Genomic DNA, 13,806 nt, shown 5'->3' on the forward strand with positions numbered 1-13,806 from the left:
CTATATAAAAAAATACCAAAAACGACCGTTTTTGGTTGTAGAAAAGAGATTATCTAAAAATATTCAAAAACTACTTAAAACACATAACCAAAAATATAACCAAAATCAAATTACTAATATATCTATTTAAATACCCTTTATGGTATAGTAAATGTATTAAGTAAGGGGGGATTTGTGTTGAAATTTGGATATGCACGGGTAAGTACGCAAGATCAGTCATTGTCATTACAACTGGATGCTTTGAACCATTATGAAGTGGAACAGATTTTTGAAGAAAAAGAATCAGGTAAGAGGAAAAACCGGCCTCAATTGGACGAGCTACTTAAAGTTCTGCGTAAGGGCGACACAGTAGTTGTCTACAAATTAGATCGTATCAGTCGAAGTACCAAACATTTAATTGAACTCATGGAGCAGTTTGAAGCTAAGGGAATTCATTTCGTGTCTATTCAAGATAAAATTGACACAACAACAGCTATGGGGCGATTCTTTTTCAGAATGTTAGCCAGCATAGCCGAATTAGAACGGGACATCATTAGTGAACGAACTAAAGATGGACTGGTAGCTGCTAGAGCTAGGGGAAGAAATGGAGGTAGACCGAAGGTTGAACCTAAAAAAATCATGCTTGCCATGAAGATGTATGAAAGTAAAGACTACTCCTTATCTCAAATTAAAGAAGCCACAGGAATAGGAGCAACAACGTTATATCGTTACTTAGGAACAAAAGAAAAATCTGGCAAGGAGGTATAACATGAGAGGGAAAGAGCTGTTAACCTCCGATCAGCGAAATATGTTTGTGTCTATTCCTGATGATATGAATGAGCATGACATAGAAATGCACTATACTTTTACCTCAGAAGATCTTGGATTTATTAATAAGCACCGAAGAGACCATAATCGCTTAGGGGTTGCTTTACAGCTCGCTGTCCTTCGGTATCCAGGTTGGACTTTATTTCAGATTAAAGACATTCCCAGCCCAATACTCGATTATATTGCAAAACAAATTGATGTCTCCCCTCAAGAATATACCCAGTATGCAAAACGGGTAGCAACTCGAAATGAACATCTAGAGGAACTTCGGCAACATTATGGCTACCAAAACTTATCCTTTGGGGCATATCGAATAATTGCACAATTTACTCTTAAACTTGCTCTTGAGAACGGAAATACAGACTACTTGATTCGCTCAACAATTGAAGAATTGCGAAGACAAAAAGTAATTTTGCCAGCACTGACAACAATAGAAAGGATTGTATGGGAAGCTCGTCAACGGGCAGAAGAACGAATTTTTAAATCTATCATCTCTACATTAAGTGAATCTCAAAAACAAAAGTTAGATCACTTACTTGATGCAAGTTCCACCAATTCAAAGACACCCCTTGCTTGGTTGCGAGAAGTTCCCGGTCAATCTTCTCCAGATGCCTTCTTAAAGGTTATAAAACGTCTTCAAGTCATACGAACTTTGCAACTTAATGTGGATATTAAAGAAATTCATCCAAATAGGGTCTTACAGCTAGCACGATTGGGTTCCAAATATGAACCCCGTTCATTCCGTAGATTTAAAGAGAATAAGAAATTTGCGCTTTTAGTTTTACACCTCCTACAACTTAGCCAAAACCTTACTGATCATGCCTTTGAGATACATGATCGGCAAATTAGCCTATTGTTATCAAAAGGACGTAAAGCTCAAGAAGAGATTCAGAGGTTAAATGGTAAATCAGTTAATGAAAAGGTTATTCACTTTGCAGATTTGGGAACAGCATTGATTCAAGCAAAAGAACAAGGGAAGGACCCATTTGAAGCCTTAGAAGCTATTATGCCTTGGGAGGACTTCGTAAACTCAATAGAAGAGGCGAAGCAATTATCACGCCCTATGGATTACGATTACTTAGACTTACTAAAATTTCGCTTTAACTACTTACGTAAATATACTCCAACATTGTTAGAAGCCCTAGAATTCACTTCTACAAAATCAGGAGAGCCATTGCTTCAAGCTATTGAGACCATTAAAGAGATGAACAAAAATAATAAACGAAAAATTCCAGAAGGAGCTCCTTTGGACTTTATCTCGAATCGCTGGCAAAAGCACGTTTATGATGATGATGGTAATATAAATCGCCAATATTATGAGATGTCTGTTCTTACCGAGTTAAGAAATCTTGTACGCTCAGGTAACGTTTCTATTAAAGGAAGTCGTCAGCATCAAGATTTTGATAATTATTTAGTGACAAAAGAAGCATGGGAGCAAAACAAGCACCTTAATGGACTTACCGCACCACCTTCTGTTGATGAATACTTAAAATTGAAAATAGATGCATTACATGATCGGCTTGAATGGATTAAAGCGAATATCACAGAATTAGATGGGGTTAATTTTGAAGACGGACGGCTGCATCTCCATCGTTTGGAGAAAAACGTTCCAGAAACAGCACGAGAATATAGTTTATCTCTATATCAACTGATACCTCGTGTGAAGTTGACAGATTTGCTTATGGAAGTAGCAAGTTGGACGGGATTCGAAAAGCAGTTCCTCCATGCTTCTACGCTGAATCCACCGAAAGAAGAAGAAAAGCCTGCGATCATGGCAGCGATTATGGCTATGGGAACAAACATCGGTCTTACTAAGATGGCAGAAGCGACACAAGGGGTTTCTTACCGGCAAATGTCCACAGCCTCACAGTGGCGTTTATATGAAGATGCTATGAATAAAGCACAAGCCGTTATGGTGAATTTTCAACACCAGTTAAACTTGTCGTCGTACTGGGGCGATGGTACAACTTCTTCTTCAGATGGAATGCGTGTTCAAGTAGGAGTTTCATCCTTACACGCTGATGCAAATCCACATTACGGCACAGGGAAAGGAACAACCATTTATCGGTTTGTTAGTGACCAATTTTCTAGCTTCTATACGAAAGTGATTAATACAAACGCAAGAGACGCTGTTCATGTTATAGATGGTTTATTGCATCATGAAACCGACTTGCATATTGAAGAACATTATACAGATACGGCTGGTTATACGGATCAAGTATTCGGATTAACTAATTTGTTAGGATTTCGATTTGCCCCAAGACTACGAGACCTTGCAGATTCAAAACTTTATTCATTTGAAAAGCCAGACCAATATCCAGAAATGGAGAAGTTGCTTCGTGGAAGAATTAACACCAAGATCATTCAGGAAAATTATGATGATGTATTAAGGTTGGCACATTCCATTCGTAAAGGAACGGTCTCTGCTTCTCTCATTATGGGGAAATTAGGTTCTTATTCTCGTCAAAATAGCCTTGCGACAACTTTAAGAGAGATGGGTCGCATAGATAAAACCTTGTTTATATTAGATTATATTTCTAGCGAAACATTGCGTCGGCGAATTCAACGTGGATTAAATAAAGGAGAAGCTATGAATGCATTGGCACGAGCTATTTTCTTTGGGAAACATGGGGAACTTAGAGAAAGAGCAATACAAGATCAATTACAGCGTGCCAGCGCCTTAAACTTAATTATTAATGCTATTAGTATTTGGAATACCGTGTATCTATCACAAGCAATTGAACATTTTAAAAATACAGGAAAGTATCAAGAGGAATTGCTCCCGCACATATCACCATTAGGATGGGAACATATAAACTTTCTAGGAGAATATTCATTTATACCTGAGATTTTGAACTCAATACATTCCCTAAGTCCACTTAGGATATAAAAAAACCCTAATTTTTCTGCTTAGCATAGAAAAATTAGGGTTTTCATATCCAAAAAATGTCTTAGCGTATAATATCCGCGTTTTGTCGGCAGTACCCCTTAAAGATATAAGGGATGGCAGTATTGAATAATTCATGCTGCCATCTATATTTTTTGATGATAGGAAGAGGCTTAAGTTCATATAAATGAGATTTTCAAGCATTCATCTTCAAATTTTTTGTAAAAACAGGCTAATTGTTCTTTGTTTAACGCATTATCTTTATTATCTTCTATAAAGTTAGCTGCATTAGGATTGGGAATAACTCTTATTAGAGTAATCCCTTCTTCTATTGCGTATTTTACAAGTTCTTTCATATAGTAAGTAGCAATCCCACTCTTACGATAACTTTCTTTAACCCACAATAGTTCTAACTTTATACTTGGTTCTTCTTTTCGTATTTCTTGCATTATTTTACTATTTTTGAAAAAATCCATAATAAAGATAGGCTCAATTATTCCTTCCTTTTCTTTTACTAAACAAAATTTATAGCTACCATTTTTACAAAAAAAGTTTCTTTCGTTAGTTCCTGGAATCTCTGCATCATTTGTTTTTAATGTTAAATTTTCCGGCTTAATACCCTCAATCTTCGGTATATTAAATTTATCTACTATTATTATTTCTTCTGAATACATATTAACCTGCCTTCTACACTTCCATATGGTGTTCGGAGTAAAAGGGGAACCTTTAACCTAGCCCATTCTCTTATAATAATTTCTGCAAAAAGGAGCTATACTTCTAGGATTTACTGCCCCTCATTAATTCAACAATGTCTTTCGTTACTAAATTCACATAAAAAACCGTTCTACCTCTGTGAATATTTCCCCTACCTAAATTAGTTATCTAAAATCTATATATTCGATAAAGTTCACTGCATCCTTTTGTGTTTTAGCAGAAATGAAATGGCTTTGTTTATTAAAAGATATTTTATTTCTGCTACCGATATCATTGTCTGAATTACTTTTTCCAATAAAACGAGTTTATTCAGATAAAAAGTTTAGTGTTTTTCGTTAACATACTCTAATAGAATTTCAGAAACCAACTCTTCTAAAGTAAAATTCCCCTCAGAAGCAATCTGTTTCAAAGAATCCTTAACCTGGGTAGGTATTTCTATAGATAGCAACTCATATTCAGAATCTATATAAATTCCTTTAACCGTTGAGATTATAGAACCTTCCACCATATACTTCTTAATAGTTTTAATCGTTTCTTCATCTAAAGTTTCGTACGGGAAACAATATGGTTTAATTTCTAACTCGATTGTTTGTTTATTTATGTTCATTTTCATATTTGTTGGGGTGATATATTCATAACATTTATCTAAGAAAGAGTATATATTAGATTCAACATTATATTCATAAGGGAACTCAAATTTAGCAAATTTCCTTTTGGAAATTATCGAACCTCTTTCAATTAAATAAACCGGTTTAAAACCATATTGCTCAATTTTCGTATATGGAATCTTATTTCCACTAGCAGTTAATAAAAAGTAATCTTCATCTTTCCCAACCATCAATCTTCCATGTTCATCACTTCTTTCATGAATAAACAATTGAAACCAACCATGTTTATTTGGTTTGGAATAAAACTCTTTATTATTTCTACTTCTCATATTTTTATAATTTTTTTGAAAACGTTCAAGCTCCGTTTGTTTAATAAAATATAATTCCCTACCTCTATAAACTTCTTTCTCTGCAGTAAGTTTACCATCCTTTATATAGTTAAATACCGTTACAGTAGATACACCTAATTGTGTAGCAACTTCACCAGTGCTAAGTCCTGGCTTTTTTAATTTGTCTTTTACCTCTTCTACTTCATCTATATAAAAGTACTTCGTATTGTCAATTTGCCAACTTTTTTCATTCACTGCTGTTAATATGCCTTGTCTGGAATATGATAAAACTGTGTTCTCAGCAACACCTAATAATTCCGCAGCCTGTTTTGTAGTAATTTGCTTTTTCTTATCTTCTTGGCCCATTTTATTCTCCCCAACTAATCATTATTAAAATAGTGTATACATATCATTTAATATTAACTCAATATTATAATCTATTTATATGTTACCATTTACTATAGTCAATATTCAATTGGGGAATAATTCTAATTTATGTATTAATTCTTGCTTTGTTTATAATACTCACTAGCATTCTCTAAAAAATCTGTAATACATTCTTCTACCTTTTTTCTTGTTGGTTTTTCTAATGTAATACTTTTAAAAGTTTTATCAATAACTACCCCTCCTCCCCCTATCAATAATTTAATCTCCACTGTATCTTTTTCTCGACTCAAACTTCCTCTTTTATCTACAAATCTACTAACTTGCACTCTAAGACCATATTTGGATTTTTGTAAGAAATAAGTTTTCACTTGCACTTCATATTTACTTACAAAAAAAGTACTTTCATCTAATGCTCGGTATAAACTTTCGCTAATCAAAAAATCCACCTCTTCCTTTTATCATTAATCAGATTATAATATATATCTTAATATTAAACAAAGGTTTAATGTCTATTTTATATAAAAAAAATACAATACCTACTATTTTATATTAAAATGTATTTCAAATATTAATTTTATTTATATGTATATATAGTAGACAAATAAAGTATTTTTCTACTATATTAGAGGTATACATTAAATAAAATAAAATCTATATAATTACAAGTTATCCAAACCCATATATTTCCTTTTATAAGCAAACAAATTAAAAGAAGGGATAAAAATGATTTATATATATTACTACATCCAAAAAAGGATATGGATAAACGGAAAAATAGAATGGAAAATACGATTGAGGAATATAGCAGAGATTTATTAATCATGTACAAACAATTATTAGAAAATGTATCCAGTTTGGGTTGGACATATCTTCACTGCAAAAACTATTTCAATTATTTAAAGTACTTCATCAAATACATATCCGAAAATTTCAAGAGTGGCTATCGATAATGCCGTTAGGAGAGGGGCATAACGTTAAATCGGAAAATGACCGTTCTTAAAGGATTATTTTCGTTTTTATATAAAATGAAATATATAGAGATTCCGTTACATAGCCCATGTACCGAAACTTACTTCACTGATTACTAGACCTGTATCCCCTAAATTTCTATAATTCATTTCCATTAGCACCTCCACCAGCTATGATATTTTTGATTTTTCTTGAATGGCCACTATAAAAAAGAAGCTAGAATTTCCTCAAGTAAAATACCCTATTTTTCTCTAAATAGATAACCACTTCTATAGAAATTATATCAATTGCATATAAGTTTGTATATTAAATAAACAAACCAACTTTATCAATCACCTCTGTTTGGTTAATAGATAAACTGTAGTATAATTAATCAATTAGTAGAGGGACCTTTCAGAAAGAAATGATATCCTATGAAGTGCAGAAAAAATAGAATACGAGGGGATTGCGAACAGGATGCATATTACTTGGAATCAGCAGTTAGTAAAAAAAGAAAATAAGTCACTTTGTTTAAATTTAATCAAAAACACTGCTCCTATTTCTCGAGCAGATATTGCCCAGCAAACAGGATTAACAAAAGGGACTGTTTCCTCCTTAGTATCAGAGCTTATTAACGAACAATTGATCTATGAATCAGGACATGGTGAATCTAATGGCGGAAGACGACCTGTTATGCTGCTATTTAATGAGATGGCCGGTTATTCCATTGGTATTGACTTAGGTGTTAACTACATTTTAGGAATTTTAACTGATTTGCAAGGGAATATCATATACCGTATAAATGAAAAATATGAAAATTTATCTTATGAAGATACACTCCGGACAATAAAAAAGATTATTACTACTTTAATAAACGCTGCTCCTAAATCTGTTTATGGAGTAATTGGCATAGGGATTGGGGTACCAGGGATTACAAATATGGACGGTGACATTCTCCTCGCTCCAAACTTAGGTTGGAATAATGTTTCACTAAAGAGCCAGCTGGAAGAAGAATTCCATTTTCCTGTGTTAGTTGAAAATGAAGCAAACACTGGGGCCTATGGAGAAAAGAAATTCGGAGTAGGTCAGCCTTATCAAAATTTAATCTATGTAAGTGCAGCCATTGGAATTGGCGCTGGAATTATCATTAATGGAGAATTGTATAAAGGAGCACTCGGATATTCTGGAGAAATCGGCCATATGACCATTCAAAAGGATGGATTAGAATGCCGCTGCGGCAATAAAGGTTGCTGGGAACTTTATGCTTCCGAACAATATCTACTTAACAAAGCTGTCGAATTAAAGTTAAGCATAAATGGTCAGGTTTATTTGAATGATTTGATTGAGCTTGCCGACCAAGGAAATACCCAAGCTATCCATTTATTTAATGAAGTTGGCTATCATCTAGGTGCTGGAATTATTAATATTATTCATATCTTCAATCCAGAGCAAATCATTATTGGCAATCGACTTACCCTAGCTAAAAAATGGATAGAGCCACAAGTGAAAAAAATAATTAACAATTATACTCTACCCTTTCACCATTCCCAGCTTGCTATCCAATTCTCTGATATCAATTTTGCTTCCTCTGCATTAGGTGCTGCAGCCTTTTCAACTGAGAATTTTTTAAAATTTATGCTTCATCCAGAATAATAATACCTCTTTAGATTTAGATGAAGCATATATATATTAAGTTATTCTGGCTTTATTATTCGATATTTACTACTTAAAAGTAAGTAAACTAGAAAAGGATAAACAATTATCACCTTAGATACTTTCGCCTTTTTAATCGATGTATTCCAAAAATTCAGCCATTTTTAGGGTGAAAAAGTCCATCTGCCACTAAGGAAACCGTTGCATTTGTAGTAATTAATCCATTTGGATGAAGGGATTTCTCTACAAATGTCGCTTCATCTATTTTATATCTTATCTGAAAAAAAGCGCTGTATTTTATTAACATCTTCTCTTTCCCGCTCATTTCTTCCACTCAAGTCCAATTTATGCGGCAACTCGATAGGAATCACTATAAAAATGCTATAACCCTTTTTAACAACACGTTTCCATTTTATACCATTTTCTCATCTTTCCTATTATCTACTTTTATAAAATATTTTTGGACATTATTCTTCAGCTTAACAAAATTTCGAATACTGCCCATTAGAATAGACTGCTATCGTTTATAAATAATCACGGTTAGATCCCAACATTACTTCCTGACTCAAGGTTGAATAAATATTTAGCCTCTTTCCAAACGATTAGAGATACTTGGATAAAGAAATTCTCCAAATAGAATACAAAAATCCCAACTGGTTGAGCATAATGAAATTTTCCGGGAAATATTATTTTGATAACATGTTCCATCTTTTTTCCTATGTTTAACCTCGGCTTCTGGCCATTCTAGAAAATGATGGGTTTACCAAAGTGAATATTTAACTATTTATATTTATAGGATAATAGTGAGGATTTACCTCAACCTACTACTAAGGGGACTAAATAAAACTATAAATCTACAATTTCTTTAAGGATTAGTGGAAGATCTTTTAAAATTTAATCTGTTATTATTAGAGAGTATGTTTAAACACCTGAGTATGCCATAAATCCTCCATCAACTGGCACACTAATCCCCGTAACAAATCCACTTGTTTCTTCATTCACTAGCCATAGTAATGTTCCCAATAAGTCCTCTGGTTTTCCTAATCTTTTTACTGGTGTATGAGCTAATATTTTCTTCGTCCGCTCTGTATAAGACCCGTCTGGATTTTTAAGCAGTGCTTCATTTTGCTTTGTTAAGAAAAAACCTGGAGCAATTGCATTGACCCTAATTCCTGTTTCAGCCATATGAACAGCTAACCATTTTGTAAAATTCTCTATCCCAGCTTTAGCTGCACTGTAAGCAGGTACTTTCGTCATTGGACTTGGAGCGCTCATAGAGGATATATTTATAACTGTTCCACTTTTTCCAACCATTTGTTTCGAAAATATTTGGGTAGGAATTAATGTACCGATTATATTTAAATTAAATACAAAGGAGAATCCCTCCATTGTTAAATCAAAAAAACTAGTAATTCCTTCTTTATCAAGATCTTCTAATCGCAGAATTTCTTCTGAAGTAATTCCCTTTGGATGATTTCCTCCAGCCCCATTAATAAGAATGTCGCAGTTTCCAAAAGTATCAAAGACTATTTTTTCCGCTTCCTTCACACTATTTACATCTACAACATCACATGCTATAGCAATCGCCATACCACCTTCGTTATTAATTTCCTCCGCTACCTTTTGCGCTTTTTCATATGTACGATTCAAAATGGCTACCTTTACTCCTTGTCTGCCTAACTCTTTCGCCATACAGCCACAAAGTACGCCCCCACCTCCAGTAATAACTGCTACTTTTCCGGATAAATTCTTCATTAATGGTAACATTTTATCTTCCTCCTAACTTTTTTCTTATAATCTCTAAACTACTTCTCTTTCCATCTATATGTATCCTTCTAAATCAAAATTTCTTTTGAATGAAATGAAGAGTTTTTAAACTATTTTTTATATAGAGTCATTTCTTAGTACTTCTCCTTTTAAAACACTTTTAAAATCGATCTCGATTCTTTCATTTATGAACCTCGAATAGGTGATGCATCATATTTTTCACTTATATTGTTAGAAGGAGATCTTTTCAAAAAATTACGATCTATATGTTTAAGCAGCTCTCTAGAATTAAACGTCATTATCCATGCAAGCAAACTAGCAATGAAAACAATTAAAAAATCAGTAGTGATTACTGTTGCAACAGCAGTTAAAAAGAGAATCAATATATTACCTATTGTTTCTTTCCATTTTATGAATAGATAATACGCAGACAACTTTATTAAATCCCTTATTCGAAAAGTATATTTCGCATTAATTATTAACATATTTATACTAAGCATTGTCCAGATAAGCGTAAGTGCAAGCACAACAATAAAAATGATTTGATTAACTGGTGTTATGGTTATTTGAAGGTATTGTAAGTCGATGAATAAGACAAAGAATACAGCTAAGATTATTATCCACAGAAAAAATGTGCCTTTTAAATTCGATCGATATCCATAGAAAAAGTCAGTTGTCGGTGATAGCTCTTTCGTTCTTACTAATTTCTCCATCGAATAAAGCAGTCCAGATATAGCAGGTCCAGACGGTATTAAGGCAAGAGCATAGATGAGTATATTTGAAAACGATGGTGTTAATGTCATGAAGAAAAAAATAAAGATGAGATTTGTTACGACAAAATAGATATTCGTTAGTAAAATCCAGTACACATAATTACAAAATGTATATAAAATTCCTTGCCCAAACTCTCTTTGCTGCTTCATCCCTGTCACCTTCTTTCAGAATATAATAATATTACCAGCAGTGTGTGTTTCTTTATTCCCCACTGCTGGTTAGCCTCACATAACAGAACTCTTAGGAGTAGTTTTAAGTTAGTTCTTCTTGCTGCCCTTCATTAGGATGGCTAGGAATTAACTTATCCATTTTATTTATTTGTTATTTTTCTTGTATTCTTGATATGTCTTATTTGCGGTATCCACATATTGCTTTAATCCTTGACTTTGTAATTCTTTTACAAAAGCATCAAACTCACTTAAATCACGTGTTCCCAAAATAAACTTTAATGTATTTTGATTCGTATAGTCTTTTAAAGGTGTACTTTGTAATGTTGCTTTTTCTCTGTCTTCAATTGAATATGGAATTAACGGATCAGTTGGAATTGGTGTTTTTACTGCTTTCATATCATTTTGGAACTTAATCTCTTCTTCACTCATCATCGAATGAAGTAAATCGGTTGTTCCTCCATAGGAAAAAACTCCACCAGAGAATCCATAGTCAACCCGTAAATCCTTTGTTCCCTTTGGATTTAATCCATTGTAATTAATATCATCCATTAATTTTCTTACTCCATCTTCCTTCGTGAATGTTGTTCCTTCTACTCCCCATTTAGTGAATTCCTGCCCTTCATCACTGTAATATAGCCAGTCAATAAACTGAAGAATTGCTTCAAAGTTTTCACTTTCTTTAATTTTGGAGGTAATCATTACACCATTTTCTAATCTAGAGCCTGACATTAATTGACCAGCAGGACCGCCGGGAACAGTAATTTTGGAGATAGAATATTTACCTTTACCTAACGTTTTATCCATATCAACTCGATGGAGGTTGATTGTTTGAGAATTTCCATTTATAATGAATGATTTTCCTGTTACAAATTTCTGTACCGCTTGATCATCGCTTTGTGTAAAGCTCTCTTCATCTAACAATCCTTCTTCTACTAATTTGTGAAAGTATGTGAGCATTTCTTTATAGTTATTTGTTGTTGCTGCATACACAAATTTATCAGCATCTTGATCATACGATAATCCATTTCCAAATCCCCAACCAGCTTTCGTTCCGAAACTTGTTGCAGCAATATTTAGTGTACTGTTAAATGTAAAACGATCAGAGAATGGAATAGAATCTGGATAGATTTCTTTTAATTTCTTCATTGCTGTATATAATTCATCCCAAGTTGTTGGAATAGCAATATTATTTTCTTCAAAGATATCGGTTCTTACAATTAACGTATAATCTGGCCAAACCTCTTCATGTAAACCTGGCAAGACATAGAACTTCCCATCATTTTGTCGTAATGTATCTAATTCTGGACCCATATCCCATTTTTCAATTTTTTCTTTGAAGTGAGGCATTTTATCAATGTAATCGCTTACCGGAAGTGCCGCCCCCGATGCCACGAAGGCAGCTTCTTCTCCTGGATAGGTTTTTGGAATAACGATTGGGGCTTCTCCTGAACTAATTAACAAACTTCTCTTTTGCGTATAATCACTTAATGGAACAATTGTCGGCTTCAAGGTAACATTCGTAATTTCTTTTATCTTATCCCATAATAGCCAGTCTTTTTTATACGGATATGTCGGCTGATCCATAAATAAAATAGATAAATCAAATGGCTCTGTTGCTTTAAATGTGTCACCTGCGGTATATGATTCCATTGCACCTTTTGTTGCTACTTCCACTTCCTTACTTGCTGAATCATCCTTTGAACAAGCAGCAGCAATTATTACGAACACTATTAGACCTAGAAATAACCCAACCTTTTTCCAACTTTCTTTCATGGCATTTCCTCCCCTTATATATATAGGAAAAGCGTAAGTTGTTTCCTTGAAACAGGCATATGGAATAATAACCTACGCTGAACTCCCTAACTTCGGCAAGTCCTATTTTGACTATTTAATAGAGCCTAGCATTACACCCGAAACAAAATATTTCTGTACAAATGGATATACCGTTAATATTGGCAATATCGTTAAGACCATTGTTACGGATTTAATATTAGCGGAAATTTGAGTTAAATTATCAGCTGAAGTAGCACCTGCTGACATTCCACCTGTTGTTCCCGCAATCATATTCCGCAAATAAATCGTTACTGGAAATAATTCTTTTTTATCTATATAAATAAAAGCGCTGAACCAAGAGTTCCAATAAGCTACTGCGTAAAATAACACCATAGTGGCGATTACTGCTTTACTCAGGGGCAATACTATTTTTAGTAAAATACCATATGTGCTTAAACCATCAATAGAAGCTGCCTCTTCTAATTCTTCTGGCATATTTTCAAAAAAGGATTTCATGATCAGCATATTATAAATACTAATTGCACCCGGAATGACAATAGCCCACATTGTATTGGCAAAGCCTAATGAGTTGATTAAAACATAATGGGGAATTAAGCCGCCATTAAAGAACATCGTAAATACGGCAAATACAGTTAAAAACCTGCGTCCTACTAATCTTCTTTTAGAAAGCGCATATGCAAACATTGTTGTTAAAAACATGGAAATTATTGTGCCTACCACTGTGTATACAACCGTATTTTTATAATTAATCCAAAACATGGTGTCAGAAAGAACCTTCTCATATGTGTCTACATTGAATCCTTTTGGTATTAAATTTACCTGTCCAGAATTGATATAAGACTCACTACTAAAGGATTGTGCAACTACATTTATAAATGGATATAAAGTACAAAATATAATAATTAAGAGAATACAAACATTAAAGACTTTAAAAACTTTGTACTGTTTCGATTCTTTCATTAAATCTC

At 33.5% G+C, this 13,806-nt stretch carries 11 protein-coding genes; 3 read left to right on the forward strand and 8 right to left on the reverse strand.

Annotated elements, in window-relative coordinates:
* The first annotated feature begins 177 nt into the window (after window positions 1–177).
* On the forward strand, window positions 178–747 hold the full coding sequence (locus NSQ92_RS15420; RefSeq protein WP_000668444.1) for a recombinase family protein: 570 nt from the start codon (window positions 178–180) through the stop codon (window positions 745–747).
* A gap of 1 nt (window position 748) precedes the next feature.
* Window positions 749–3,697 (forward strand): Tn3 family transposase, encoded by a 2,949-nt coding sequence (locus tag NSQ92_RS15425; RefSeq protein ID WP_341152937.1) that lies wholly within the window; start codon window positions 749–751, stop codon window positions 3,695–3,697.
* A gap of 176 nt (window positions 3,698–3,873) precedes the next feature.
* On the opposite strand, the gene NSQ92_RS15430 is transcribed toward NSQ92_RS15425, so the two are convergent.
* The 3 genes from NSQ92_RS15430 to NSQ92_RS15440 all read right to left on the reverse strand — a co-directional run bounded on the left by NSQ92_RS15430 (window position 3,874) and on the right by NSQ92_RS15440 (window position 6,169).
* On the reverse strand, window positions 3,874–4,368 hold the full coding sequence (locus tag NSQ92_RS15430) for a GNAT family N-acetyltransferase (RefSeq protein ID WP_286905150.1): 495 nt from the start codon (window positions 4,366–4,368) through the stop codon (window positions 3,874–3,876).
* 362 nt (window positions 4,369–4,730) lie between these two features.
* Window positions 4,731–5,711 (reverse strand): helix-turn-helix domain-containing protein, encoded by a 981-nt coding sequence (locus tag NSQ92_RS15435; RefSeq protein ID WP_341132883.1) that lies wholly within the window; start codon window positions 5,709–5,711, stop codon window positions 4,731–4,733.
* 134 nt (window positions 5,712–5,845) lie between these two features.
* Window positions 5,846–6,169, reverse strand: a complete 324-nt coding sequence (locus NSQ92_RS15440; protein WP_341152938.1) for a hypothetical protein — start codon at window positions 6,167–6,169, stop codon at window positions 5,846–5,848.
* Window positions 6,170–7,157: 988 nt separating this feature from the next.
* Between NSQ92_RS15440 and NSQ92_RS15445 the strand changes: the two genes are divergently transcribed.
* Entirely contained in the window at window positions 7,158–8,333 is a 1,176-nt protein-coding gene (locus tag NSQ92_RS15445) for an ROK family transcriptional regulator (RefSeq protein ID WP_341152939.1), read from the forward strand.
* A gap of 154 nt (window positions 8,334–8,487) precedes the next feature.
* Here NSQ92_RS15445 and NSQ92_RS15450 read toward each other — a convergent pair whose 3' ends face one another.
* The 5 genes from NSQ92_RS15450 to NSQ92_RS15470 all read right to left on the reverse strand — a co-directional run bounded on the left by NSQ92_RS15450 (window position 8,488) and on the right by NSQ92_RS15470 (window position 13,798).
* Complete coding sequence (locus tag NSQ92_RS15450; protein ID WP_341152940.1) at window positions 8,488–8,658, reverse strand: hypothetical protein; 171 nt, start codon at window positions 8,656–8,658, stop codon at window positions 8,488–8,490.
* A gap of 596 nt (window positions 8,659–9,254) precedes the next feature.
* Window positions 9,255–10,100 (reverse strand): SDR family oxidoreductase, encoded by an 846-nt coding sequence (locus NSQ92_RS15455; RefSeq protein ID WP_047941876.1) that lies wholly within the window; start codon window positions 10,098–10,100, stop codon window positions 9,255–9,257.
* Between the two features lie 185 nt (window positions 10,101–10,285).
* Window positions 10,286–11,023 carry a YesL family protein gene (locus tag NSQ92_RS15460; RefSeq protein WP_061798711.1) on the reverse strand — a complete coding sequence of 246 codons (738 nt, stop codon included), beginning with the start codon at window positions 11,021–11,023 and terminating at the stop codon, window positions 10,286–10,288.
* 165 nt (window positions 11,024–11,188) lie between these two features.
* Complete coding sequence (locus NSQ92_RS15465) at window positions 11,189–12,817, reverse strand: ABC transporter substrate-binding protein (RefSeq protein WP_047941873.1); 1,629 nt, start codon at window positions 12,815–12,817, stop codon at window positions 11,189–11,191.
* Window positions 12,818–12,928: 111 nt separating this feature from the next.
* A complete protein-coding gene (locus tag NSQ92_RS15470; protein ID WP_341152941.1) occupies window positions 12,929–13,798 on the reverse strand; it encodes a carbohydrate ABC transporter permease in 870 nt (289 codons plus the stop codon).
* Window positions 13,799–13,806 lie beyond the last annotated feature (8 nt).

Origin of the sequence: Niallia sp. FSL M8-0099 (assembly GCF_038006945.1) — a bacterium.
GTDB lineage: Bacteria > Bacillota > Bacilli > Bacillales > Cytobacillaceae > Niallia > Niallia circulans.